This is a genomic window from Amycolatopsis sp. lyj-108 (genome assembly GCF_046549005.1).
In the GTDB taxonomy this organism is placed as follows: Bacteria; Actinomycetota; Actinomycetes; order Mycobacteriales; family Pseudonocardiaceae; genus Amycolatopsis.
The window spans coordinates 575,729-600,555 of sequence record NZ_JAJPWQ010000001.1 but is presented as its reverse complement, the minus strand read 5'-3'; the positions used below and the strand labels follow the sequence as shown (position 1 = coordinate 600,555).

The window sequence follows — 24,827 nt, the reverse complement described above, 5'->3', positions numbered from 1 at the left end:
CAACACCGGGTGAGCAGCAGCAGGAGGCACCGTGGCCGATCAGGACTCCTTCGACTACGTCATCGTCGGCGCGGGCAGCGCGGGATGCGTGCTGGCGAACCGGCTGAGTGAGGATCCGTCAGCGCGGGTGCTCCTCCTCGAAGCGGGCGGCGAGGACGACGCGGACGAAATCCACATTCCCGCGGCGTTCCCCGGTCTGTTCAAGACGAAGTGGGACTGGAACTACGAGACGGTCGAGCAGAAGCACACCGGCAAGACGCTGTACTGGCCGCGTGGGAAGACGCTCGGCGGCTGTTCCTCGATCAACGCGATGATCTACATCCGCGGCAACCGCGCGGACTACGACGGCTGGCGTGACGGGCATGGCGCCGAGGGCTGGGGTTTCGACGACGTCCTGCCGTACTTCAAACGCGCGGAAGGCAACCAGCGGCTCGGCGGACCGCTGCACGGCACCGACGGGCCGCTGAACGTCGAGGACCGCCGCTTCACCCACGAGCTGTCGCACGCCTGGGTGGATTCCGCGGTCGCCTGGGGCCTCAAGCGCACCGACGACTTCAACGGCGAGTCACAGGAAGGCGCCGGCGTCTACCAGGTGACCTGTAAGAAGGGCCGCCGCTGGTCGACGGCCGACGCGTACCTGCGGCCCGCGTTGTCACGTCCGAACCTCACCGTGCGGACCAACGCCCAAGCCACCCGCGTGGTGTTCGAAGGGACCCGCGCCGTCGGTGTGTCCTATTTGGACGAAGGTGCCGAAACGACGGTGCGCGCGTCGGCCGAAGTCCTGCTGAGCGGCGGCGCGGTGAACTCGCCGCAGCTGCTGATGCTCTCCGGGGTCGGCCCGGCGGAACACCTGCGGGAACACGGGATCGACGTGGTGGCGGCGCTTCCCGGTGTCGGCGAAAACCTGCACGACCACCCCGCCTGCGGGATCATCTGGTCGACCCGCGGCACCACCGACCTGGTGGACGCGGCGACGCCGGGCGGACTGGTGCGCTACCAGCTCACCAAACGCGGCCCGCTGGCCTCGAACATCGGCGAGGCGGGCGCCTTCTTCCCCGCCGCGGACGGCGTCTCGCCGCCGGACATGCAGATCCACGTCGCGCCGACGTTGTTCTACGACAACGGAATGCGCGAGCCGACGGTGCCCGGCTTCACGTCTGCGGCGACCCTGGTGGACGTCGCGAGCCGGGGACGGCTGCGGTTGAAGTCGTCGAACCCCCTGTGGAAGCCCGAAATCGACCCGGCTTACTACGCCGAGTCCGTCGACATGGAGAAGATGCTGGCCGGGATGCGGGCACTGGTGGAGATCGGGAAGTCCGGTCCGCTCGCGCGATACCTGGACAAGCCGTTCCTGCCGGAGCGCCACGACCTGACCGACAGCGAACTGGCCGACTACGTGCGCGAGAAGACGCAGACGCTGTACCACCCCGTCGGGACCTGCTCGATGGGGACAGGCGAGAACGCCGTCGTCGACCCGTCGCTGAAGGTGCGCGGGGTGGACGGGTTGCGGGTGGTGGACGCGTCGGTGATGCCCGTGGTGCCGCGCGGGAACACGAACGCGCCGACGATCATGGTCGCGGAGAAGGCCGCGGACCTCATCCGGGGCTCGTGATCGTCCCTTTCACGCCTCCGTAAACGCTAGGAACGGTCCTTTCCTTGCAAATTTCGCAAGGAAAGGACCGTTCCTAGCACGCGGGGGTTGACAAGGCGGCAGGTCAGCGCTTCCCGTGCAGCACCGTGATCAGCTTCGCCACCAGGGCGTCGGTCTTTTCCTTGCGGGAGAACGAGGTCAGCACGATCGGCGCGGTGAAGCGCTGCCGTGCGACAGCCTTCGGCCGGGCGAATTCGCGCAGGCCTTCCGGGCCGTGGATCCGGCCGAAGCCCGAGTCGCCGACGCCACCGAAGGGCAGCGAGGCGATACCGGCGAAGGAAAGCGGAGCGTTGATCGACGTCATGCCGGTGCGCAGGCGGGCGGCGAGTTCGAGGCCGCGCGACTTCGAGAACACCGTCGAGCCGAGGCCGTACTTCGTGTCGTTGGCCTTCTCGACGGCCTCGTCCATGTCGCGGACCTTGGCGATGGTGACGGTCGGGCCGAACGTCTCCTCCTTGACCGCCGAGGAGTCCTCCGGCACGTCGACGAGCACCGTCGGCTGCACGTAGCGGTCGCCGACCGCGTCGATGCCGCCGACCAGCGCCTTGCCGCCGCGTTCGATGGCGTCCGCGATGTGGCGTTTGATCACCGCGAGCTGCGAAGGCATCGTCACCGGGCCGTACTGCGCGGCCGCGTCCGAACCGGCCCGCACGTCCTTCGACTTCTCGACGACCTTCGCGACGAACTCGTCGTGCACACGCTCGTGGACGTACACGCGCTCGACGCCGATGCAGGTCTGACCCGAGTTGGAGAACGCGCCCCACACGGTGGCGTCGGCGGCGGCCTCGAGGTCGGCGTCCGCGTCGACCAGGACCGCGTCCTTGCCGCCCGCCTCGATGATCACCGGGGTCAGCGTGTCGGCGGCCGCGGCCATGATCTTCTTGCCCGTGCCGGTCGAACCGGTGAAGGCGATCTTGTCGACGCCGCCGCTGACGAGCGAAGCGCCGGTCTCGCCGAAGCCGGTGATCAGCTGCAGCACCGGCCATTCCGGGACGACCTCGGTGAAGGCGTCGACCAGCCATTTCCCGACGCCGGGCGTGTACTCGCTCGGCTTGAAGACGACGGCGTTGCCGGCGGCGAGGGCGTAGGCGATGGAGCCGAGCGGCGTGAACACCGGGTAGTTCCAGGGGCCGATCACGCCCACGACGCCGAGCGGCTGGTATTCGACCGTCGCCGCCTGGTTCGACATCATCAGCCCGGCCGCGCGACGCTGCTTGCCGAGGATCTTGCGCGCGTGCTTGCCCGCCCACGCGATGTGCTCGATGGCGAGGACGCTCTCCAGCTGCGCGTCGGCGATCGGCTTGCCGGTCTCGTCGCGCACGACCTGGCACAGCTGCGGCAGACGGCGGGTGATGACGCCCTTCCAGCGGCGCAGCCGCTCGGCGCGACCGTCGAAGCCGAGCCCGGCCCACCATTCGGCGGCGTCCCTCGCGCGGGCGATGGCGGCGCGGACGTCCTCCTTGCTGTGCACCGGGTAGGTGCCGACGACCTCGTCGGTCGCCGGGCTGAGGGAATCGAAGGTCTCCCCCACGCTGTGCGCGGTCGGCTTCGGCTGGACTGCGGTCATCGACTTCTCCCGTGTCTCGGCTCAAAGCCCAGGCTACGACGTTACTGACGGCGTGCCAATAGCTCGCCTGGGGTGTGCCACCAGCATCGCACAGGAGACGAGGGCCGCAAGGACACCGAGAAGCGGGGCCAGCCACACCGGCAGCACCCCGATCGCCAGCGAGCCCAGCCCGAACCCCGACGCCTGCACGGTGAAGGCCAGCGAGAAGCCCTCTGACCGGCGGCGTTCGGGCAGCAGTTTCTGCAGGTTGACCGACGAGACGGCCATCAGCGGACCGGTGCAGAGCCCGATCAGCGCGACCCCGCCGAGCAGCCCGGCCCAGCCGAAGCCCGCCGAAACCACGATCCCGCCGAGCACGAAACCGGCAAGGAACAGCCGCGGATCGCCGGCCTTCCCTCGCGCCGCGTACAGCGCGCTGCCGCAGATACTGGCGGCGCACAGCACCACGATGACGATCGCCGTCGCCGAATCGGGTGCGCCGAGGCGCTGGACGAGCGGCAGCAGGCCGACCTCGATGGTCGACAGCAGGAGCCCGACGGTGAACAACCCCGCCAGCCATGGCACGCAAGCGGCGACCGGGATCGCCTGACGCTCGACTGTCCTTTGTGGATCCCGGGCGACCGTGCGCCGGGGCACGAGCAGGGCCGCGAGCAGGGCGACGACGGCCATCGCGAGCACCGGGACGGCCGGGCCGGACGTCGCCAGGAGCGCCACCAGCAGCGGCCCGCCGACGATGACGCCTTCGAGGATCATCGCGTCGACCGAAACGGCCCTCGGCAGTTCTTCTTCGGTCACCGTCCCGGCGAGCAGCGTCCGGAAACCGCCGTTCAACCCGCCCGCCACCAGCCCCGGCGGGATCGCCAGGGCGAGCAGCACCCAGTCCGGGGCTCCGGCGGAAGCGACCGCGGCCAGCAGGAACAGTCCGGCGGCGACCAGCGGGAGCAGCACGACGAGCCCGTGCGCGGGGCCGACACGGTCGAGCAGCCGCCCCGTCGGCACGGCGCCGACCATCTCGGCGGCGACGAAAACGGCCATCATGATCCCGCCGAGCCGGTACGAACCGGTCGTCGCGGTGGTCAGCACGGTGAAGGCCAGCGGCGCCATCGTTGCGGGCAGCCGGTTCAGCTGGACCCCCGCCGACCAGCGCCAATACCCGGAATTACGAAGCAGCGTCATGCCACGAACACTGCCGAACCAGGCCTGGCGAGAACCATTGATTAGGCCATAACCTAATCCGATGATCGAGCTGGTCCTGACCGCCGAGAGCGCCAACCGCGTCCGCTTCGGCATCTCGCCGCTCGACGAGACCATGGGCGCGATGCAGACCCTGCTCGGACGGCGCGGGCATCCCAGTCATCTGCCGTGGCTGCGCGAGGCGGCCGCGAAACTGCCGGACCTCCCCATCGACGGCTTCGCCAAGGTGATGAGCGCGCGGCACTACATCACCGACTTCCTCAGCCCACCGCCGAGCGGGCCGGAGACCACCGCGTCCGCCCAGTTCGCCGAAATCCGCCGCACGTCACCGGAGCAGGTCGCGCATGAACTGTCCAAAGTGGACGCGGATTTGAGCGGACTGCCGGAAGATCCCGCCGAGGCAAGGGATCTGCTGGCGAGCCAGATGGAGATCGCCTGGACCGAACTGGTCGAACCGCATTGGCCGCGGATGCGCCGGTTCCTCGTCGCCGACATCGAGGAGCGCTCGCGACGACTGGCCGCCGGCGGGATCGCGCTGGTATTCGAGGACATCCACCCGCGCGTGCGGCTCGTCGACGACGTCCTGGTGATCGAGATGAAGGAACGCGGCCGCGTCCACCTCGACCGACGCGGCCTGTTGCTGATCCCGGGCGTTTTCGCGTGGCCTTCGGTCGGGGTGATCACGATGGAGCCGTGGCAGCCTTCGCTGCTGTACCCGGCGCGCGGGGTGGGGGAACTCTGGTCGGATCCCGAACGCCCGCCCGACGCGCTCGCGGGAGTGCTCGGCCGGACGAAGGCCGCCTTGCTGACGACACTCAACGAACCCGCGAGCACCACCGAACTCGCGCGCAGGCTGGGCTTCTCCGCGCCGACGGTCTCGCGGCATCTGACCGCGATGCGCGCGGCGGGCCTGCTCGACACGCGGCGCCGCGGCCGCGAAATGCGCTACCAGCGCACCGAACTTGGCGACGCCCTGATCCGGGCATAGGCTGGAAATGACCGACCGCGAAGGAGAACCCTGATGCGTATTGTCCATTTTGGACACGCTTGCACCCTTCTGGAGACCGAGGGCGCGCGGATCCTGATCGACCCCGGCACCTTCTCGGCGGGCTTCGAAGGCGAACGTGAGCTCGACGCCATCCTGATCACCCACCAGCATTTCGACCACCTCGACGTGGACAGGCTCCCCGCGCTGCTGGCGGCCAATCCCGGCGTGCGACTCGTCGTCGACCCCGGTTCCGCCGAGGCCGTGGGGAAGCTCGGCGCCGAGTTCCAGATCGCGAACCCCGGCGACGCCTTCGAAATCGGGTCCAGCGGCAGCAGTGCCGTCAACGTCGTCGGCGGCGAACACGCGGTGATCCACGAGGAGATCCCGGTGATCCCGAACGTCGGCTACATCGTCGACCACGGCGCGTTCTACCACCCCGGCGACTCGTTCTTCGTTCCGGAACAGAAGATCGACGTCCTCGGCCTGCCCACCGGCGCCCCCTGGCTCAAGGCAGGCGAGGCGGTCGACTACCTGCGTGCGGTGTCGCCGCGCCTCGCCGTCCCGATCCACGAAGCCGTCCTCGCGCGGCCGCAGATGCACTACGGCCTGTTCACCAACCTCGCCCCGGAAGGCACCGAGGTGAAGGTGCTCGACGTCGGGGAGCCGGTGAAGCTTTAGCGGTAGGCCAGTTTCCGCACCAGGATCTCCGCCGGTCCCCGATACGCCCGGCGGTGCATCAGGTACGCGCCGACGACCGTCAGCAGCCACACGCCGACCCCGCACGCGGCCGCCACGAACGTGTCACCGCCGAGACCCAGCATGAACGGCGGCGCCAGGATCAGCCACGCCACCGACTGGAACAGGTACGCGCTCAGCGTGCGCTGGCCGAGTGCGGAGATCGCGGTGACCACGACGCCTCGGCGCTTCTTGCCGACCGCCATGCCGATGAGGCCGAACAGGCTGATGTACCCGATCGCGCCGAACAGACCGGCTCCTTCGTACATCAGCTTGGCGAGCCCGGCGGTTTCCTCGTCCATGCCGAGGTAGTCGCCGGCGAAGAGCCCCATCGGCGACGCGCCCGCGATCGCGACACCGAAGCCGCCGAACAGGCCGAAGAGGAGAAGCTTGCGATTCGGCTCCTCCAGGACGCGCTTCTTCGCGGCCCAAGCACCCACCCAGACGAAGAGGGTCGACGACAGCAGGATCGCCGTGGTCATCGGCCATTCCGTGAGCCGCTCGCGCACGGCGTCACCGTAGGTCGGCGCCAGTGAGGACGGGTCGTCGACGGACGGGACAGGCGCCCCGCCGCCGGAGTTCCCGCTGATCACCAGGTACATGAGTACGGCGAGGTAGCAGACGCCGAAACCGAGGTACAGCACCGGAAGCCGATAGAAACCCTTGCCACGCCTCAAAAGCAGCAGGGTGAACACCATGCCGATCACGCCGTACGCGCCGAGCACGTCGCCGGAGAAGAACAGCACCCCGTCGACGGCGCCGAAGACCAGCAGCCACGCGTGACGGCGGAGCAGTACGCCTCGCGTCCGCGGCCACGGCTGCCCCAGCGCCTCCTGGCGGTCGGCGAACTGCACGATCCCGTATCCGAGCATCATGCCGAACAACGGCAGTGCGCACGCGTGGACGAGCACGAACAGCACCACGAAGTACGGCCGTTCCAGGCCCTGCGGCGTCTGGTCGACGCCCGGCGTGTTGCCGAGGAAGATGCTCGCGGTATGCGCCAGCGCGACGAGCAGGAGCGCGAAACCCCTGGCCAGGTCCGGTGCGAGCACGCGCTCACTGGTCGGTATCGATGTCACGGATCCCCCTTTAGTATCCAACGTACACTAATTAATGTCCGTCGGATACTAAAGGGGGAAGGGATGCTTGTCAGCCGGCGTCGACGAGAGCGGCGATGCCGTCGAGGACGACGTCGAGCCCGAAGTCGAAGTCGGAGTTCTGTTCGGAGTCACCGAGTCCCGAGGTCAAGAAGCCCACGGCGTCCGGGAAACGCTCGGGGTCGATCAGCTCGGCGAGACCCTTGCCGTAGGCCTGCTCGGCCTGATCCTGGCTCAACCCGCTGCCCTTCCTGCCCTCGGCGAGCTGGATGGCCTGCGCGCACGCGAGGCGGACGTAGCCGCCGACCAGCACCAGGATCCCGCCCTTGGTGCCCCAGTCGAGACCGGTGTCGCGCAGGGTGCGCAGGATCGCGTCCATCCAGGCGACCGCGTGCGGGCCCGCCGGAGGGCCGGAGAGCGGCAGCTCGACCAGCCACGGGTGCTTCATCAGGACATCGCGGTTGGCCTCGGCCAACGTGGTCAGCTCGGCCCGCCAATCGCCGGTGGACTCCACCGGCGGCGGATCCCCGATGGCGAAGTCGGCCATCAGCTCCAGCAGTTCCGCCTTCGAACCGATGTGGCGGTACAGCGACATCTTCGTGACGCCCAGGTCCTTCGCCACGCTCGCCAGCGTCACGTTCACGACGCCTTCGCGATCGGCGAGTGCCACCGCGGCCGCCACGACACCGTCGATGTCGAGCACCGACGGCCTGCCGCGCGTCGGGCGCTCCGCTCGCCGCCAGAGCCGCAACAGCGTCGCCGGTGCGTCACCCTGGTCGGTCATCCCGACAATTTAACCCGCGTTCGCGAGAGCGAGCCGTAGGTGGTTCCGAAAGCGCGGTTCTCCAGCGAGACGTCGACAGCGTCGAGGAACGCCTGCCGCAGCCCCGGCCTGGCGAGGTCCGCGGCGTCGATGCCGAGCCGCACCAGCCCGCCGCGGCGCGCGGCCCTCGCGGCGGCCAGCACCAGCGCGAAACACCGGACGGTCTCCGTCCGGTGCGACGGTCCGCCGAACTCCTGCACCCTGGCGCGCCGGACCTCGCCGGACACCAGATCCCGCACCGAGACCAGATCCGCGCACAGCCGGAACCCGTGCTCGCGGAGGGCCTGCAGGGTGCCCTCCGACGCGATCCAGCGCGGCGGCGCGAATCCGTCGACGGCCATGCCGTTGGCGTCGAGCGCCGCCTTCGCCGCGATCAGCCGCAGCCGCGCCTCATGCGCGGGAAGAGCCGCGAACTCGGCGCGTTTGCCCAGGTGGACGGCGCGATGGGTGGGTGGGATCCGGTGGTCGTAACCGTGCAGGAGGACGGAGTCGCCGTTCTTGCGGCGCGTCCGGATCCACTCGGTCACGGGGCCCTCGCCGGTCCTGGCGGCGTAGAGCACGGACATCGGGACCTTGCGCCTGTCGAGCTCGGCCGCGAGGTCGGCACAGCGGTGCAACGTCCGGGTGGTCACGCCGGACAGGGAAACCAGCAAACGTGCGTCCACGGTCCCCATTGCGCCAGCCCGGGCTTGCGGCGGACTGACAACGGGGTGAACGCGGCCGGTCAGGCGGGCCAATCCTGCAGCGACCGGCCGGTGATGCGTTCGTACGACTCGATGTACCTCGCCCGCGTGGCGGCGACGATGTCCTCGGGCAAGGGTGGTGCCCCCGGTCTGTCCCGGCGGTGCCAGCCGGACGCGGGACTGGTGAGCCAGTCCCGCAACGGCTGCTTGTCGAACGAAGGCTGCGGGCTGTCCGGCGCGTAACCGCCGGCGGGCCAGTAACGCGAGGAATCCGGGGTCAGGACCTCGTCGGCGAGGACGAGGTTGCCGTCGGAGTCGACGCCGAATTCGAGCTTCGTGTCCGCGAGCAGGATGCCGCGTTCGGCGGCGAACTCCGCGCCCCGGCGATACACCGCCAACGTCGCCTCGCGGACTTCTTCGGCCCGCTGGCGGCCGAGTTGCCCGACCACGTCCGAGAAGGCGATGTTCTCGTCGTGCGAACCGCGGTCGGCCTTGGTCGCGGGGGTGAAGATCGGTTCGGGGAGCCGGGAGGAGTCGGTCAGGCCAGGAGGAAGTTCGACGCCGCAAACCGTGCCGCGCGCGCGATAATCGGCGAGACCGGTACCGGTGAGATAGCCGCGGGCGACGGCTTCGAACGGCAGCATCGCCAGCCGCCGCACCAGCAGCGCGCGGCCGCGGACCTCGGCGGGGATGCGTTCGTCTTCGTAGGAGATCAGGTGGTTGGGGAGGACGTCGGAGAGCAGGGAGAACCAGAACACGCTCATCGCGGTGAGCACTCGCCCTTTGTCCGGGATGGGCGTGTCGAAGACGACGTCGTAGGCGGAGATCCGGTCCGAAGTGACGAGCAGCAGATGCTCGTCATCGACGGCGTAGAGCTCACGGATCTTGCCGGCGGCGATCTTCGGGTATTCGAGCGTCGTCACGGCTGCACCCTAGCGATCAAGGATGATGGCTGATCATGCCGATCCACTGCGTTTCGTTCACGACCGACTACGGACTGTGCGACGGTTTCGTGGCCGCGTGCCACGGGGTGATCGCGCGGATCGCGCCGTCCGTCCGGGTGATCGACGTGAGCCACGAGATCCCTCCGCAGCAGGTCAGGACCGGCGCCGAGGTACTCGCCCAGACGGCGCCGTACCTGCCGGAGTCCGTCCATCTCGCCGTCGTGGACCCCGGCGTCGGCACCGCGCGGCGCGGCGTCGTGGTGGTCACCGAACGCGGAATGCTCGTCGGCCCGGACAACGGGCTCCTGATTCCCGCCGCCGAAACACTCAGCGGGGTGATAGCCGCGTACGAACTCGCGGCACCGGACTACCGCCTTCCGGTGACTTCGTCGACGTTCCACGGTCGCGACGTCTTCGCTCCCGCGGCGGCGCATCTCGCGCTCGGGGTCGCTCCGGAGGAGTTCGGGCCACGCGTCGACGACCTCGTGCGGCTGCCGGACCCGTTCGTCGCGGTGTTCCCCGGCAAACTGGTGACCGAGGTGCTCACGGTCGACCACTTCGGCAACGTCCAGCTGGCCGCGAGCCCCGCCGACCTCGAACTGGCCGGGCTGTCCGGCACGGTCTCGGTCAGCAGCGAACACGTCCTGGTGAAGGCACTGATCGGCGACACCTTCGGCACGGTGCCGCCGGGCCGGAACGTGCTCTACACCGATTCCGCGGGGCGGCTCGCGGTCGCCGTGAACGGCGGCTCGGCGTCGGCCGTACTGGGGCTGGGACCGGCCCAGGAGTGCACGATCACCTCGTCGCCGACGGACACCTGACCCGGACCGGTCACCGCCATCTTGATCCCGAACGAGACGCCGCCCTCCGGTTCGCGGCGGTAGTCGGCGAGCGAACGGATCGGCTCGGGGCCGGCCTTCTTGCCGGTGTCCTGGTCGACCATCGGCACCGTGCAGCGGATGCAGACCTTGGCGTACCCCAGTTCGAGGCCGCCGGCGGTGAGCGAGCGGACGTCGTCCTCGCGGTGCGCCTCCGGCCAGCCCGAGACGACGATGTTGGGCCGGAACCGGTCCATCGGCACGGCTTCGGCGCCGCGGGACGCGATCCGCTCGTTCAGACCGTCCAAAGAGGACTCGGAGGTGAGCAGGATCGCGTGCGCGTCGGCGAAGGCCGCGGTGCCGGGGATCTCGCCGTTGGTGACGCGCTCGTGCTCCGGCGTGAGCCCGACGAACACCGACGGCAGGCCGAGGACGTCGGAGAACCACTCGGCGGCCTCGTCACCTTGGTGGACGCCCTTGCCCTGCCAGGTGAACGTCGCCGCGGGATGCCGCGGACCGTCGGTGACCGTCTCGACCAGGAGATCTTCGACGCCGGGAGCGGCGAGCCGCAGACGGGCGCCGTCGTCCAGCACCTCGGCCCGGATCGAGGCCATCACCGGCTGCTTCCGCTGGCTACGGAACTCGCCCTCCGGGGAGACGACCATCCAGGCACGGTCGAACCTGAGGCCCGCCGGGGTGACGTCGGCCGTTTCCACCGACGTCCCCGCGCAGCCCTTGACGGGGTAATAGACCAGCTTCGCCACTCTCGCCATAACCGCAGGCTAGCGACCAAGGCTTCGTGAGTGGTACGTGACTGGATGGACGACACACGTGCCGTCCCTTCAGTCACGCGAAACCGCCACTTCGGCGGGCGAAGACCTTCCCCAAGTACATGAAGGACCCCTTCACGTACTTCAAGCGGCCAGGTTCAGAGCACCTGGGACAGGAACCTCTGAAGCCGCTCGCTCCGCGGAGCGTCGAAGATCGCCTCTGGAGCTCCCTGTTCGACGATCTTCCCGTCGTCCATGAACGCGACCTCGTCGGCGACGCCGCGCGCGAAACCCATCTCGTGGGTGACCACGAGCAGGGTCAGGCCGCGCTCGGCCAGCCCCGCCATCAGGGTGAGGACGCCCTTGACCAGCTCCGGGTCCAGCGCGCTGGTCGCCTCGTCGAACAGCATGACCTCGGGCTCCATGGCGAGCGCACGCGCGATCGCGACCCGCTGCTGCTGCCCGCCCGAGAGCGCGCTCGGCCGGTACGGCGCCTTGTCGGCGAGGCCGACCTCGGCGAGCCGGGCGTGCGCGATCTCCGCCGCCTCCGCCTTGCCGAGCTTCCGGACGCTGCGCAGCGGCAGGGTGATGTTGTCCAGCACACTGCGGTGCCCGAACAGGTTGAAGTGCTGGAACACCATCCCGACCCGCTGACGCAGCGCGTCCGGGTCGGACGAGATGACGCTCTCGCCGCCCAGCAGCAGGTCGCCCGAGTCCGGCTCCTGAAGGCGGTTCACGCAGCGCAGCAGCGTCGACTTGCCGGAACCGGACGGCCCGATGACACAGGTCGTGCGGCCCTTCTCGACCTTGAGGTTCACCCCCTTGAGTACTTCGAGGGTGCCGAAGGAGACGTGGATGTCGCGGAGTTCGACGCTCGAAGAACGTACGGCGGTCGTCATGACATCGGCACCTTTCCGCTGTTCAGGAGGCCCAGTTCGCCGCCGTCGTCATCGACGCGGATCTTCCTGCCGGTGCGCAGCTTCTTGTCGATGTAGTTGACCAGATGCGTCAGCGGCACGGTGATCACCAGGTAGAAGAACCCGGCCGCGACCAGCGGCGACAGGTTCCCCGTGTTGGCCGCGAGGTCCTGCCCGATCCGGAACAGGTCACGCTGCTCGGCGAGGAAGCCGAGGAAGTACACCAGACTGGAGTCCTTGATCAGCGCGATGAACTGGTTCACCAGCGCGGGCAGCACCCGCCGCACCCCCTGCGGGATGACGACGAGCGTCATCGCCTTGGTGTAGCTCATGCCCAGCGCGCGGCTGGCCTCCATCTGTCCTTTTTCGACACTCTGGATACCGGCGCGGAAGATCTCACCGATGTAGGCGGCCGCGATCAGGCTGAGCGCCAGAATGCCGAGCGGGTAGGTGTTCCTCGCCATCGACGGGATGAGGATCCCGCCGCCCTGCCCGATCACCAGGATGGTCAGGATCGCGGGCAGGCCGCGGAAGATGTCGGTGTACACCCGGGCTGGCCAGCGCAGCCACACCTTGCTGGACAGGCCCATCGTGGCCAGCACCATGCCGAGCACGGTGCCGATCAGCGCCGAGAACACCGACATGATCAGCGTGTTCAGCAGGCCGGTCCCGAGGAGGTCCGGGAAGACCTCCCAGATGTACTCCCAGTTCAGGAACGTGTTGAGGAAGTCGTCCACTTACTTCTGCCCGGCCTTGAATTCCACGGGCACCGGCGCGTTCGGTTCGAACCGCCGGTGCACCCTTTCCCATGTCCCGTCGGCGATGACCGCCTTGAGACCCGCGTTGATCTTGCCCGCGAGTTCGGTGTTGCCCTTCTTCACGGCGAACCCGTGCGGGATGGTCGTGGTGATCGCCTTGACCACCTTGAGTTTCGTGTCCGGGTTCTTCGCCGCGTAGTCCTCGGCGGTCGCCCGGTCGAAGATCGCGCCGTCGATCGCGCCCGACTTGAGCGCGGCCAGCGTCGCGGCGTCCTGCGGGAACCGTACGGCCTGCGCGGCGGGCGCGTTTGCCGCCAGCCAGCTGTCCGACACCGTGCCCTGGACGACACCGATCCGCTTGCCCGTCAACGAGTTCTCGTCGGTGATGCCGACACCCTCGCGGGTCTCGATGCCGAGTGACTGGTAGTTGTACGGCGCCGAGAAGTCGACCGTCCTACGGCGTTCGTCGGTCTGTGAGATACCAGAACTGCCGATGTCGAACTTGCCGTTCGCGACCTGGCTCAGCAGCGCCGAGAACTCCGTGGAGACGAACTCGAGCTTCAGGTTCTGGTGCGCGGCGATGGCCTTCAGCAGCTCGTTGTCGAACCCGGTGAACACGCCGTTTTCCTGATAGGCGTTGGGTTTCGAGTCGCTGAGGGTGCCGACGCGAAGCGTGTCACCGCTCGCGTTCTCGCCGCCGCCGCACGCCGCCAGCACCGCCACGAGGGCAGCACCGACGACGGCGGCGAGTGACTTCTTCATGGTGATCCTCACGCCTTGAACTGGTCAGGGACCGGCGCCGTCGGCAGGAACTTCTCGTGCAGTTTGACCCAGGTGCCGTCGGCGATGACCTGCTTGAGGCCCTCGTTGATCTTCGTTTGCAGTTCGGTGTTGCCCTTCTTCACCGCGAAGCCGTGTGGCACGTCGGTGGTGAAGGACTTGACGACCTTGAGCTTCACGTCGGCGCTGTCCTTGACGTTCGTCTCGGCGATCGCCTGGTCGAGGACGTAGGCGTCGACGGCACCGCTCTTGAGCGCGGCCAGCGCCGGGGCGTACCCGGGGAAGCGCACGGCCTGCGCGTCCGGCACGGTCGAGGTCAGCCACTTGTCGCCGACGGTCGCCTGGATGACCGCGACCCGCTTTCCGGACAAGGCCTTCTCGTCGGTGATCGGCGAGCCGTCCTTCGTCTGGATGCTCATGACCTCGAAGTTGTACGGGCTGGAGAAGTCGACGTTCTTCTTGCGCTCGTCGGTCTGCGCGATGGCCGAGCTGCCGATGTCGAACTGGTTGTTCGCGACCTGGCCCAGCAGCGACGAGAAGTCCGTCGAAACGAACTCCAGCTTCAGGTTCTGCTTGGCTGCGATGGCCTTGAGCAGCTCGTTGTCGAAGCCGGTGAAGTTGCCGTTCTCGACGTAGATGTTCGGCGGGGCGTCGCTCAGTGTCCCGACGCGCAGGGTCTTTTCGGTGACGGCTTCGCCACCACCGCAGGCGGCGAGCACGGCGACGAGCCCAGCGGCCAGCGTGGCGAGCAAGGTTTTCTTCATGAGTTTCAGACCCCCGCGTTCTGGACGGGCAGGCCGGGGCCGCCCTTTTCGAGTTCCTTGGGCAGCGGCTCGGTCTTGAAGAACTGAGCGTGCAGGCGGGCGACGGTGCCGTCCGCCACGGCCTTCGCGAGGCCGTCGTTGATCTTCTTCAGCAGTTCCTTGTTGTCCTTGCGGACGGCGAACGCGGACGGCGTGTCCTTGGTCTCGACGGTGTAGCCGAACTCCAGCGGCACGCTCGGATTCTGATCGATGTACTTCTGCCCGATGTCCTTCGGCACCACCCACCCGTCGAGGCTGCCCGCTTTCAGCTGCGCGAAACCCGCGTTGTAGTCGGGGAAGCGCACGACGTTGGCGCCGGGTACCTTGCCGGTGGCGAAGTCGTCCTGGACCGACGCCTGCACGACGCCGAGCCGCTTGCCGTTGAAGGCGCCGACGTCCTTGAGGGCCGCACCCTTCTTGGTGAGGATCGTGGTGAACCCGGTGCTGTAGCCGTTGCTGAACGCGACGGTCTTCTTGCGGGCCTCGGTGGTGGAGATCGTGGAGCTGCCGATGTCGAACTTGTTGGTGGCGACGGCGGCCAGCAGGCCGGCGAACTCGGTGCCGACGAACTCGACCTCGAAGCCCTCGCGCTTCGCGATGTCGCGCAGCAGTTCGTTGTCGTAGCCGGTGAAGGTGCCGTTCTCCAGGTAGATGGACGGCGGCGCGTCGGTCAGGGTGCCGACCCGCAGCTTCTGGGCGGTCGCGCCCGCGTCACCGGAGCCGCAGGCGGCGAGGGCGAGGGTGGCCGCTCCGGCCGTGACGACGGCGACGAACTTCTCCCATGTGGATCTCATCGCTTCTTCCGTGGGTTCTTGCGCGCAAGGCGCGATACAAACACGCCAGGCCGCCTCATGGGCGGCCTGGCGCTCCGGGTTCAGCGATCGAGATTAGGCATTTCGCCCGATCGAGTAACTTCGTCTCACTCTGTGAACGCCCCGTGGTGGGGCTGCTCACAGGTCAGAGGATCGGGGCCGGCGAGTAGTTCGCCGCCTCCGGGAAACGCTCCAAGACGCCCTCGACACGCGACGCGATCGCGGCCACCTGGCGGGGCGCGACACCGGTGAACGAGATCCGGTCGGCGAGGAGTTTGTCCAGCTCACCACGGTCGAGCGGGATGCGTTCGTCGGCGGCGAGCCGGTCGAGAAGGTCGTTCTCCGCCAGCCCCTGCTCCCGCATTGCGAGCGCGACGCCGACGGCGTTCTCCTTGATCGCCTCGTGAGCGGTTTCACGCCCGACCCCCGCGCGGACCGAGGCCATGAGCACCTTGGTGGTCGCGAGGAACGGCAGATAGCGATCGAGCTCACGCGAAATGACCGCCGGGAAGGCACCGAACTCGGCCAGCACCGTGAGGAAGGTCTCCAGCAGACCGTCGAGCGCGAAGAACGCGTCGGGCAGCGCGACCCGGCGGACGACGGAGTCGGACACGTCGCCTTCGTTCCACTGGTCGCCGGCGAGCTCGCCGATCATCGACAGGTAGCCGCGCAGCACCACGGCGAGCCCGTTGACCCGCTCGCACGAACGCGTGTTCATCTTGTGCGGCATGGCCGACGAGCCGACCTGGCCCGGTTTGAAGCCCTCGGTGACCAGTTCGTGGCCAGCCATCAGGCGGATCGTCTTCGCCAGGCTCGACGGCGCCGCGGCCAGCTGGACCACGGTCGACAGCACGTCGAAGTCGAGCGAGCGCGGGTACACCTGGCCGACGCTGGTGAACACGTTCTCGAAGCCGAGGTGGGCCGCGACCCGCGACTCCAGTTCGTCCAAAGTGGACTCGTCACCGAGCAGGTCGAGCATGTCCTGCGCGGTGCCGACCGGGCCCTTGATGCCGCGCAGCGGGTATCGCTCGATCAGGTTCTCGAGCCGGTCGAACGCGACGAGCAGTTCGTCGGCGGCGGTGGCGAACCGCTTGCCCAGGGTCGTCGCCTGCGCGGCGACGTTGTGCGAACGGCCCGCCATCACCGTGTCGGCGTGTTCGACCGCGATCGCGGCGAGCCGGCCGAGGACCGCGCCCACGCGGCCGCGCACCAGCTCCAGCGAACGCAGCACCTGCAGCTGCTCGACGTTCTCGGTGAGGTCACGCGACGTCATGCCCTTGTGGACGTGCTCGTGCCCGGCGAGCGCGTTGAACTCCTCGATGCGGGCCTTCACGTCGTGCCGGGTGACCCGCTCGCGCGCGGCGATCGAGTCGAGGTCGACCTGCTCCAGCACGCGTTCGTAGTCGGCGACGACACCGTCCGGCACCTCGACGCCGAGGTCGGCCTGCGCGCGGAGCACGGCGAGCCAGAGCTCACGCTCCAGCACGACCTTGCGTTCCGGGGACCACAGTTCGACCAGCTCAGGCGAGGCGTAGCGGCCGGCGAGCACGTTGGGGATGCGGGGCTTGTCCGTCACGCGGCCAGACTAACCTCCCGCAATTCGTCACCTACTTGCGCCACGAGCGCGTCGTGACACCTCGCCCCCGACCGCAAGTAGGTGACTAATTGCGGGGGGCGAGAGCGCTTTGGAGCATGCGCGAGGCGGCGGCACGCGGCTCCGGGTCGACCTCGATCAGCGCGTTGACCACGGCGCCGTCGACGAGGGCGACCAGCCGCTCCAGTTCGACGGCGTCCACAGGGGTGCCGGAGCGCGCGAAGATCTCGTGAAGCAGCTCGTACAGCTGCGCGGACAGCGTCCGCATCAGGGGCCGAAGGTACGGGCGACGGCCAGTCCCGACGAGGCGTTCGTAGCGCAGGAGGACCGCTTCGGCGTCGGCCTCGCGATCCGGGCGAAGCGGCCCGAGGAGCATGTCCAGCACCAGGTCGACGGTGGCCTCGACGCCGCGGTTGCGGGTCGCCAGCTCGTCGAGGCGCTGCCGTCCGGTCTCCAATTCCACCTTCGCGTGATGTTCCACGGCGGCGGTGACGAGCTCGTCGAGCGAATCGAAGTAGTACGTCGTCGAGGCCAGCGGCAGCCCGGCGCGTTCGGCGACCGCACGATGCCGCACGGCGTCGAATCCGCCCTCGGCCAGCAACGACGCGGCGGCCTCGATGAGCTCGGCACGGCGTCGCTCACCCTTCGGCGTTGTCGCTGCGGCGGTCATGGCGGGCTATTTTGCCACCTGGTTCAGTAGCGGGCGGCGAGCACGCCGACAAGCCTGTCGACCTCGGACTCGGAGAAGGCGGGCCCGCCCGAGCCGTCACCGAGGCTCACCACGACCACCAGGGAACCCTTGCCGGTGATCCGCTGCGCGCTGGACGCGCCGGTCGGCAGCGAGGGGATGGCCGCGCCCGCGGGGAAGACCGTGGCGGAGACGGTGCCGCCGAGTACCTGGAACCCCGCGGACCTGGCTCCCGTCGTACAGATGTCGCCGGGCGTCGACTTGGCGACATCCACGGGGACCGGGAGCTCGCCAGCGAGGGCGGTGGCGAGCTCCCGGTCCACCTGGTCGCACCCGTAGGTGCCTTCGGCCGTCATCCGGCCGGTCCTCTCTGGCCCGTCGCCCCCCTGCTGAGGCGGCGGGTTCGAGAAGTTCGAGGGGTCCCCGCTGTCAAGAGGACGTGCGGACGCGGTCCCGGGTTGCCCGGCGGTCGCCGCTTCTTGATCGGATTTGGCCCCGCTCCCCAGCTGGAGGTCGGTTCCGCCGAGCACGCCGAACATGCCCGCTCCGGCCAAGACCAAAACCACCGCACTACAGGCCACCGCGATACCGTTTCGGCGTCGAGCGGTGGCGCGTTTGGAGGCGCGGACGACGTCGGAAGTGTCGAAGGTCGGCGACGGCGCGTCGCCGGGGGCGTCACGGAACAACGCCTTCAGATCATTCTCGTCCATCCCGTGCCACCTCCTCCTTCTCCATGACCTGCCTGAGGTTCGCCAGCCCTCGCGCGGTCTGGCTCTTCACGTTTCCTTCGCTGCACCCGAGGGCCTTCGCCGCCGCACCGACGTCGAGCCCCTCGAAGAACCGCAGCACCAGCACGGCCCGCTGTTTCGGGGGCACTTCGCGCAACGCGGCCAGCAGGTCTTCCCTGGTGACGACCTGTTCGCCGAGGTCGAAGCCGTCCTGCGGCGGTTCGGGCAGCTCTTCGGTCTGCCACTCCCGCCGCCACGGCCGCCTCGACTCGTCGATGGCCGCCCTGACCAGCGTCTTTCGCACGTAGGCGTCGGTCGCCGCCCGTTCTCTGATCTTCTTCCACCTCCGGTGCAGCGCGACGAACGCCGTCTGCGCGAGATCGTCCGCGCGATGCCAGTCACCGCAGAGCATGTACGCGGTCCTGCGCACGGAGTCCCGCTTCGCGGCGAAGTACTCCGCGAACTCTTGTTCGTCGCGCTGGTTCACGCGGGTTTTGTCTCCGCTCTTGCCTCGTCGGTGGGTAGGACGGAACCGGGGGCGTCCACGGTTGCATGAGCGGGCGCGGGGGACCAGCCGGGGAGGAGATTCATGGCGGGCCCGACGATGTGATGTGATCGTACCGTGACCTCGCGCTCCCTCCCGTTGATCGATTTCCGCTCCGACACCGTGACCCGGCCGGACGACGTCATGCGCCAGGCGATGGCGGATGCCGAGGTCGGCGACAACGTCCTCGACGGCGATCCGACCGTCGGCGCACTGGAACAGCGCGCCGCGAAACTGCTCGGCATGCCCGCGGCACTCTGGACGCCGAGCGGGACCATGGCGAACCTGATCGCGTTGAGCATCCATCTCCAGCGTGGCGACCGGTTCCTCGCGCCACGCGGCGCACACGTGATCACCGACGAACTCGGTTCCGCCGCCTGGCTCGCGGGTGGCATGCCGGAGCCGCTGGAGCACGACGGCGGGCCGGGACGGCCGACGCCCGAATCGCTTTCGGCCGCGATCGGCAACCCTCGCAGGCCGTACTACGCGCTGCACACCCCGCTGCTGTGCCTGGAGAACACGCACAACTCCGCGGGCGGCGCCGTCACCCCGCCGGACGAGCACGCGCGACTCGTCGCGGTGGCGAAGGAGGCCGGGCTGACCGTGCACCTCGACGGCGCCCGCCTCTGGCACGCGGCCGTCGCGCTGGAGGTCCCGCCCGCGGCGCTCACGGTCGGCGTCGACACCGTTTCCGCCTGCTTCTCCAAGGGGCTCGGCGCACCCGTCGGCTCGGTGGTGGCGGGCAGCCCGGAGTTCGTCGAGAAGGCGCGGCGGATGCGTCAGATGCTCGGCGGCGGCATCCGCCAAGGCGGCGTGCTGGCCGCGGCCTGCATGGTCGCGCTGGACCGCGTCGGCGACCTCGCCGAGACCCACGAGAACGCCACACGGCTCGCGACCGGGCTCGCCGAGCACGGCTGGGAGGTCAACACTCCCGACACCAACATCGTGCAGGTCACCGCGCCCGACCTCGAAGGACGGCTGGCGTGGCTGGCCGGGCTCGGCATCCGGACGCTGCCCAGTTCGGGCAGGATCCGCTTCGTGGCGCACCGGGACCTCTCGGCGGCCGACATCGAAGAAACCCTTCAACGCATCAAGACCGGGGGCTGAACGTGAACTGGATCGTCTTCGACTACGGCGACGTCATCAGCGCGCACACCGACGCGCTGCCCACGCTGGCCAAGGCCTTCGACCGCGAGGTCGCCGACTTCGAGCCGCACTACTGGGCCGAACGGGTCCGGTACGACTCCGGCGGCTCGGATCTCGAGTACTGGCAGAGCGTCGGCCGCGCGCTGGATCACCCGGTCGACAAGGCCTTCGCCGACGAGCTGACCAGCATCGACGTCACCGGCTGGACACACGTCGAACCGGACGTTCTCGATCTGCTGGAAGGACTACACGAAGCGGGCGCGGCGCTCGCGCTGCTCTCGAACGCTTCGTCGACCTTCGGACGCTGGGTACGCGAGCAGGAATGGGCGAACCTGTTCCGTGTGAAGCTCTTCTCCGGTGACCTGGGCTGCATGAAGCCCGACGCGAAGATCTACCGGATCCTGCTCGCCGAACTCGGCGCCGAACCGGCCGACTGCCTGTTCTTCGACGATCGACAGTCCAATGTGGACGGTGCGCGGGCGGTGGGGATGAAGGCGGAACGCTGGGTCGGCGTGACAACAGCGCAATCTGCTTTCGGCTCTTCGGAGGAATAATTCACCCTCGCCGCTCATCCGCTTACGCGCGGTGAAGCGGATGACCTAAGCTGATTCGCGTCCCGAACCGAGATTTTCCCACGGTAGGTGCCCATGCCTGGTCCAGACGGCCGGCGGCCGCTCGTGCCCGTCGATTTCGATCGGCCGAGCATCGCGCGGGTCTTCGACGCGCTCATGGGCGGCCAGGACAACTACGAGGCCGACCGGGTGGTCCTGCGCCAGATCCTGGAACTCTCGCCGGACGCCAGGACCATGGCCAAGGAGGTCCGGCACTGGCTGGTCCGGACGGTGCGCTACCTGACCGACCGGGAGGGCATCGACCAGTTCCTCGACCTCGGCTCCGGCTTCCCGACCTCGGACAACACGCATCAGGTCGCGCAGCGGTACAACCCCGAGGCGCGGGTCGTCTATGTCGACCACGATCCGGTGGTCCAGGCGCACGGCCGCGCGATGCTCGCGGCGAACGACTTCGCGCATATGGCGGCCGCCGACCTCACCAAACCGGACGAGGTCATCGAGGAGCTCGCGCGCACCCACCGGCTGGAGTTCGACCGGCCGGTCGGGCTGATCCTGTGCGCGATCGTCCACCACATCCAGGATCTCGACGAGGCGCGGAAGATCGTCCGCGCCTACGTCGACGCGCTGGCCCCAGGCTCGTTCGTCGCGCTGCTGCACCAGCACAATCCCGCCGACGGCACCGAAGCCGCAGACATCGCGACGTCACTCGAAAAACGCTTCACCGGCACCGGGCTGGACACGCTGTACCGGACGCGCGAGGAGATCGAGTCCTTCTTCGAGGGAGTCGACCTCATGGAGCCCGGGCTGACGTACCCGCACCTGTGGTGGCCGGACGGCCCGCGCTTCACCCCGCCTTCGCCCGTGAACTTCACGTCGCTCGGCGGGGTGGCGCGTAAGCCTTAGCGGCGAAGCTCCTTCGGGGTGCCCTTGCCCTTGATGGCGCCGTACGCGGCCGTGCCGAGGAAGACCGCGCCGCCGATGACGGCGATCCAAAAGACGGCCTTCACGAGGAAACCGAGCACGGAACCGAGCACCATGAAGGCCACCCAAGCCAGAATCAGGCCGCCGACGATCTTCCAGAACATGGCATCCTCCGATTGCCTCACCTTGCCCAAGCGGGCCCGGTGAGTCCAGGTTGTCAGGCGGGAGTCGTGAGCGCCTTCTTTCCGGCTAACGTTCAGGGAGAACTCCGGGTTCCCCCTGAGCTGTGAGCCAGTCGCCCAGCCTGCGGACGCCCTCGTCGATGTCCTCGCGCGAGCCCGCGAAGGAAAACCGCACGAACCGGCCGCCGTCGACTGGGTCGAAGTCGATACCCGGGGCGATCGCGACACCGGTCTCGGCGAGGAGACGCTGGCACCAACTGAGACTGTCGTTCGTGTACGCCGAGACGTCGGCGTAGGCGTAGAAGGCGCCTTCAGCCGGCGCGAGCTTGTCGATGCCGATGCCCTTGAGACCGCTGAAGAGCACGTCGCGATTGGCCCGGTAGCGCTCGACATGGCCATCGGCCTCCGCGTACCCCTCCGGAGTGAACGCGGCGATCGCGGCGTGCTGGGAGACCGCGGGCGGGCAGATGGTGAAGTTGCCGGTCAGGACGTCGATCGCGCGATGCAGCCGCTGAGGCGCGAGCATCCAGCCGAGCCGCCAGCCCGTCATGGCGAAATACTTGGAGAACGAACCCAGGACGAGCGCTTCGTCGCCGTACTGCCAGGCGCAATCAAGCCCGGCGCCGTAGGAGATCCCGTGGTAGATCTCGTCGCTGATCAACTGCACACCGCGTGACGCGCACCAGCCGCTGATCGCGGCGAGTTCACCCGGCGGCAGGACGGTGCCGGTGGGGTTGCTCGGACTGGCCACGATCAGTCCCTTGATCGGCCCCAGTTCGTCGAGCAACGCGACGGTCGGCTGGAAGTTCGTCCCCGCCCCGGTCGCGAACTCGACGACCTCGCAACCGAGCACTTTCAGCAGGTTGCGGTAGGCCGGGTAGCCGGGGCGCGCCATCGCGACCCTGTCACCGGCCTCGAAGGCGCTGAGGAACGAGAGCAGGAAACCGCCGGAGGAGCCGGTCGTGATGATGACGTCCTGCGGGCTCACGTCGACCGGATACGTGCGGTTGTAGTGCGCCGCGACGGCCTCACGCAGATCCGGGACGCCGAGTTGCTCGGTGTAGCCGAGCGTGTGGTCCTTCAGCGCCCGCTGCGCGGCCTCGAGCACCGGGCGTGGCGCGGGCGCCGACGGTTGCCCCGCGAGCAGCGGGACGAGGTCGCCGTGGCTGCGCTGCCGGGCCTGCGCTGCCGAAAGGACGTCCATGACGTGGAACGGCGGGACGTCGGAACGTGTTGCGGGACCAGGGAAGGACATGGGGTGAGGCTAGCTCGTGGCGGTCGGTACAGGTGGTCGTGAGTGGCGATTCGGGTTCCGGCGAGCTTCCACCGCGTGACCTGCGGGGCTTCTGGCGTGACGCCAGGTCCGAAGTACATGAAGGACCCCTTCCTGTACCTAGGCGCAAGGAAGGGGTCCTTCATGTACTGGGTTTCGCGCGTGTCGTTGTAGTGCCGCGACGTCGCTAGTAGCCCTGGTAACCGCCGCCGCCGGCCATGGACTTCAGCCCCGGGTGCCCCTCGAAGCCGCCGTACCGCGAGAACGTGTACCGGACGCCCGCGATGATGTTGTCCACCGGGTTGTAGATGTCGTCGTGCCCGGGAAGCTTGTGCGCGTTGAAGGTCGGGTCGATGCACTGCATCAAACCCTTCGACGGCGTACCCTTCGCCGCGTTGGAGTCCCAGTTGTTGATGGCGTTGGGGTTACCGCCGGACTCCTTCTCGATGATCGTCCAGATCTTCTGGATGTCCGCCTCGGTCACCGGGATCCCGGCGGCCTGCAGGATCTTGATGGCCTCCTGGATCCACTGCTGGACGTTGCCCGGCGGCGTCGTCGACGGCGGACCGCCGCTGGGGCCGAGGCCGCCGCCCCCACCGCCACCGCCGCCTCCTCCACCGCCGCCACCGCCACCTCCGGTGTGGAGACCGCCGGTGCGCTTGGGGACGCTGCCGTCCTTGCCGGGCATCGGGACCGCGGCGTAACCACCGCCCTCGATGTCCTTCTTCATCAGCTGCTGCGACTTGCTGATCAACCCGTCCGCCTGAGTCAACAGCCCGGTGATGCTTTCGGCGGCCGAACTGGCGGTCTTCTGGTTGGCGGCATTGGCCGCGGTGATGATCTGTTCCGCGGTCGGGTTCGGCGGCTGGATCTTTTTGTCCGGATCCGCCGCGTCGGCCGCTTGCTTACGAGCCGCCGCGACCTTCGGCGTCTCCGTGTCGATGCACGTCTGGATGGTCTTCTGCGCCGTCTTGGCGGCGTCGTCGATCTTGCCTTTGATGTCGCTCAGCTGGACCTGGAGTTCGCCGAGGTCCTTGCTGATCTCCTCCAGGTGCCCCTTGACCCGGTCACCCGCGGAGGTGATCTGTTTGACGTAATCGAAGAAGGCGTCGGCGGCGGGACCTTTCCAGACGCCGCCGTTCAACGCGTCGGTCGACGACTTCAGCGAGGCACTGTGGTCGCCTGCCTGCGACGCGGCGGCGTGGAACTGATCCGCGGCCTTCTGAATGGCTTCCGGCTTGATGCCCTCGACTTGTTTGGCCTTGTCCGTGACCTGCGACCAGTTCGGTGGGAAGTCAATATCGCCCACAACGCCCCCTAGGAATCAGGCCCGCCGGGGCCGGCTTTCGTGTGCTCACTGCTTGCCGTGCTCGTGCAGCTTCAGATTGTCCACGTGCACGGCTTCGGTCTCCTGGATCAAGCCGGCGGCCTTCCGCAGCACGAAGGCGGTGGCCTCCATCAGCTTTCCGGCGGAATCGAACTCGTTGTGCACGCCGTCCTTGAAGGAGCCCACGGCGCCGTGGACGTCACCCGAACCGCCCATCGCCCCGAACGGGCTTTCCTTTTCGTCGTCGACGCCGGTGACCTGCTTCTTGGACTTTTCGAACTCGTCCTTGAGCCTTTCCACCTGACCGGCGGCGATCCCCATCGACTCCGGGTCGTACACAGGCACGGTTCGTCATCCCCTTCACGGAAAACTCGTATCGCCTCCGATCAGACGCGCTGCCGATCAGGACGGTTCCCGCGCATACTTTAAGACCTCGGCAGTGGCCCGTGTGCGTATCCACGCCAACTTCCACCCCGCCGATATCGACTTCACGAAACAGTCGAATCGGGCAG

At 68.4% G+C, this 24,827-nt stretch carries 27 protein-coding genes; 7 read left to right on the top strand and 20 right to left on the bottom strand.

Annotation, left to right across the window (positions count from 1 at the left end):
- Nucleotides 1-31 precede the first annotated feature (31 nt).
- Nucleotides 32-1,612 carry a GMC family oxidoreductase gene (locus tag ACLJO0_RS02925; RefSeq protein WP_410576437.1) on the top strand — a complete coding sequence of 527 codons (1,581 nt, stop codon included), beginning with the start codon at nt 32-34 and terminating at the stop codon, nt 1,610-1,612.
- A gap of 103 nt (nt 1,613-1,715) precedes the next feature.
- Here ACLJO0_RS02925 and ACLJO0_RS02920 read toward each other — a convergent pair whose 3' ends face one another.
- The gene (locus ACLJO0_RS02920) at nt 1,716-3,218 is read right to left on the bottom strand and encodes an aldehyde dehydrogenase family protein (protein WP_125790987.1); all 1,503 of its coding nucleotides are present in this window, start codon (nt 3,216-3,218) and stop codon (nt 1,716-1,718) included.
- 33 nt (nt 3,219-3,251) lie between these two features.
- Nucleotides 3,252-4,394: an MFS transporter gene (locus ACLJO0_RS02915; protein ID WP_410576436.1), complete on the bottom strand. Its 1,143-nt coding sequence runs from the start codon at nt 4,392-4,394 to the stop codon at nt 3,252-3,254.
- Between the two features lie 61 nt (nt 4,395-4,455).
- On the opposite strand from ACLJO0_RS02915, the gene ACLJO0_RS02910 reads away from it, so the two are divergent.
- Both ACLJO0_RS02910 and ACLJO0_RS02905 read left to right on the top strand, forming a co-directional pair.
- Nucleotides 4,456-5,400 (top strand): DUF5937 family protein, encoded by a 945-nt coding sequence (locus ACLJO0_RS02910; protein WP_410576435.1) that lies wholly within the window; start codon nt 4,456-4,458, stop codon nt 5,398-5,400.
- 33 nt (nt 5,401-5,433) lie between these two features.
- Nucleotides 5,434-6,078 (top strand): MBL fold metallo-hydrolase, encoded by a 645-nt coding sequence (locus ACLJO0_RS02905; protein WP_410576434.1) that lies wholly within the window; start codon nt 5,434-5,436, stop codon nt 6,076-6,078.
- On the opposite strand, the gene ACLJO0_RS02900 is transcribed toward ACLJO0_RS02905, so the two are convergent.
- From ACLJO0_RS02900 to ACLJO0_RS02885, 4 genes are all read right to left on the bottom strand, one after another.
- Entirely contained in the window at nt 6,075-7,214 is a 1,140-nt protein-coding gene (locus ACLJO0_RS02900; RefSeq protein ID WP_410576433.1) for a DUF418 domain-containing protein, read from the bottom strand. The two genes, ACLJO0_RS02905 and ACLJO0_RS02900, sit on opposite strands and share 4 nt — an antisense overlap.
- Before the next feature lie 70 nt (nt 7,215-7,284).
- Entirely contained in the window at nt 7,285-8,016 is a 732-nt protein-coding gene (locus tag ACLJO0_RS02895; protein WP_410576432.1) for a TetR/AcrR family transcriptional regulator C-terminal domain-containing protein, read from the bottom strand.
- Nucleotides 8,013-8,729, bottom strand: coding sequence for a DUF2334 domain-containing protein (locus ACLJO0_RS02890; RefSeq protein WP_410576431.1), 717 nt, complete (start codon nt 8,727-8,729; stop codon nt 8,013-8,015). Before ACLJO0_RS02890 ends, ACLJO0_RS02895 begins: the two co-directional genes overlap by 4 nt.
- 50 nt (nt 8,730-8,779) lie before the next feature.
- The gene (locus tag ACLJO0_RS02885; protein WP_410576430.1) at nt 8,780-9,661 is read right to left on the bottom strand and encodes a phosphoribosylaminoimidazolesuccinocarboxamide synthase; all 882 of its coding nucleotides are present in this window, start codon (nt 9,659-9,661) and stop codon (nt 8,780-8,782) included.
- Between the two features lie 35 nt (nt 9,662-9,696).
- Between ACLJO0_RS02885 and ACLJO0_RS02880 the strand changes: the two genes are divergently transcribed.
- Nucleotides 9,697-10,503: an S-adenosyl-l-methionine hydroxide adenosyltransferase family protein gene (locus tag ACLJO0_RS02880; protein ID WP_410576429.1), complete on the top strand. Its 807-nt coding sequence runs from the start codon at nt 9,697-9,699 to the stop codon at nt 10,501-10,503.
- Here ACLJO0_RS02880 and ACLJO0_RS02875 read toward each other — a convergent pair.
- The 10 genes from ACLJO0_RS02875 to ACLJO0_RS02830 form a co-directional block, all read right to left on the bottom strand.
- Nucleotides 10,386-11,273, bottom strand: a complete 888-nt coding sequence (locus tag ACLJO0_RS02875) for an MOSC domain-containing protein (RefSeq protein ID WP_410576428.1) — start codon at nt 11,271-11,273, stop codon at nt 10,386-10,388. The two genes, ACLJO0_RS02880 and ACLJO0_RS02875, sit on opposite strands and share 118 nt — an antisense overlap.
- A gap of 155 nt (nt 11,274-11,428) precedes the next feature.
- On the bottom strand, nt 11,429-12,169 hold the full coding sequence (locus ACLJO0_RS02870; RefSeq protein WP_125784856.1) for an amino acid ABC transporter ATP-binding protein: 741 nt from the start codon (nt 12,167-12,169) through the stop codon (nt 11,429-11,431).
- Nucleotides 12,166-12,924 (bottom strand): amino acid ABC transporter permease, encoded by a 759-nt coding sequence (locus ACLJO0_RS02865; RefSeq protein WP_125784855.1) that lies wholly within the window; start codon nt 12,922-12,924, stop codon nt 12,166-12,168. The genes ACLJO0_RS02870 and ACLJO0_RS02865 overlap by 4 nt, the downstream gene beginning before the upstream one ends.
- The gene (locus ACLJO0_RS02860; protein ID WP_410576427.1) at nt 12,925-13,707 is read right to left on the bottom strand and encodes an ABC transporter substrate-binding protein; all 783 of its coding nucleotides are present in this window, start codon (nt 13,705-13,707) and stop codon (nt 12,925-12,927) included.
- An 8-nt stretch (nt 13,708-13,715) separates the two neighbouring features.
- A complete protein-coding gene (locus ACLJO0_RS02855) occupies nt 13,716-14,489 on the bottom strand; it encodes an ABC transporter substrate-binding protein (RefSeq protein WP_410576426.1) in 774 nt (257 codons plus the stop codon).
- A gap of 5 nt (nt 14,490-14,494) precedes the next feature.
- Entirely contained in the window at nt 14,495-15,322 is an 828-nt protein-coding gene (locus ACLJO0_RS02850; RefSeq protein WP_410576425.1) for a substrate-binding periplasmic protein, read from the bottom strand.
- A gap of 163 nt (nt 15,323-15,485) precedes the next feature.
- Nucleotides 15,486-16,916, bottom strand: a complete 1,431-nt coding sequence (purB, locus tag ACLJO0_RS02845) for an adenylosuccinate lyase (RefSeq protein ID WP_410576424.1) — start codon at nt 16,914-16,916, stop codon at nt 15,486-15,488.
- A gap of 85 nt (nt 16,917-17,001) precedes the next feature.
- Complete coding sequence (locus tag ACLJO0_RS02840; protein WP_410576423.1) at nt 17,002-17,604, bottom strand: TetR/AcrR family transcriptional regulator; 603 nt, start codon at nt 17,602-17,604, stop codon at nt 17,002-17,004.
- A gap of 23 nt (nt 17,605-17,627) precedes the next feature.
- Nucleotides 17,628-18,332 carry a hypothetical protein gene (locus tag ACLJO0_RS02835; protein WP_410576422.1) on the bottom strand — a complete coding sequence of 235 codons (705 nt, stop codon included), beginning with the start codon at nt 18,330-18,332 and terminating at the stop codon, nt 17,628-17,630.
- The gene (locus ACLJO0_RS02830; protein ID WP_005152531.1) at nt 18,319-18,837 is read right to left on the bottom strand and encodes a SigE family RNA polymerase sigma factor; all 519 of its coding nucleotides are present in this window, start codon (nt 18,835-18,837) and stop codon (nt 18,319-18,321) included. Before ACLJO0_RS02830 ends, ACLJO0_RS02835 begins: the two co-directional genes overlap by 14 nt.
- A 135-nt stretch (nt 18,838-18,972) precedes the next feature.
- Between ACLJO0_RS02830 and ACLJO0_RS02825 the strand changes: the two genes are divergently transcribed.
- From ACLJO0_RS02825 to ACLJO0_RS02815, 3 genes are all read left to right on the top strand, one after another.
- Nucleotides 18,973-20,001, top strand: a complete 1,029-nt coding sequence (locus ACLJO0_RS02825; protein ID WP_410576421.1) for a threonine aldolase family protein — start codon at nt 18,973-18,975, stop codon at nt 19,999-20,001.
- 2 nt (nt 20,002-20,003) lie between these two features.
- Nucleotides 20,004-20,594: an HAD family hydrolase gene (locus ACLJO0_RS02820; RefSeq protein ID WP_410576420.1), complete on the top strand. Its 591-nt coding sequence runs from the start codon at nt 20,004-20,006 to the stop codon at nt 20,592-20,594.
- A 93-nt stretch (nt 20,595-20,687) separates the two neighbouring features.
- A complete protein-coding gene (locus tag ACLJO0_RS02815) occupies nt 20,688-21,515 on the top strand; it encodes an SAM-dependent methyltransferase (protein ID WP_125790969.1) in 828 nt (275 codons plus the stop codon).
- Here the strand turns inward: ACLJO0_RS02815 and ACLJO0_RS02810 are convergent.
- The 4 genes from ACLJO0_RS02810 to ACLJO0_RS02795 all read right to left on the bottom strand — a co-directional run bounded on the left by ACLJO0_RS02810 (nt 21,512) and on the right by ACLJO0_RS02795 (nt 24,660).
- Entirely contained in the window at nt 21,512-21,697 is a 186-nt protein-coding gene (locus ACLJO0_RS02810; protein WP_410576419.1) for a hypothetical protein, read from the bottom strand. The two genes, ACLJO0_RS02815 and ACLJO0_RS02810, sit on opposite strands and share 4 nt — an antisense overlap.
- Before the next feature lie 85 nt (nt 21,698-21,782).
- Nucleotides 21,783-22,970 (bottom strand): pyridoxal phosphate-dependent aminotransferase, encoded by a 1,188-nt coding sequence (locus ACLJO0_RS02805; RefSeq protein WP_410576418.1) that lies wholly within the window; start codon nt 22,968-22,970, stop codon nt 21,783-21,785.
- Between the two features lie 205 nt (nt 22,971-23,175).
- On the bottom strand, nt 23,176-24,297 hold the full coding sequence (locus tag ACLJO0_RS02800; RefSeq protein WP_410576417.1) for a transglycosylase SLT domain-containing protein: 1,122 nt from the start codon (nt 24,295-24,297) through the stop codon (nt 23,176-23,178).
- 45 nt (nt 24,298-24,342) lie between these two features.
- Nucleotides 24,343-24,660, bottom strand: a complete 318-nt coding sequence (locus tag ACLJO0_RS02795; RefSeq protein ID WP_199746184.1) for a hypothetical protein — start codon at nt 24,658-24,660, stop codon at nt 24,343-24,345.
- Nucleotides 24,661-24,827: the final 167 nt, after the last annotated feature.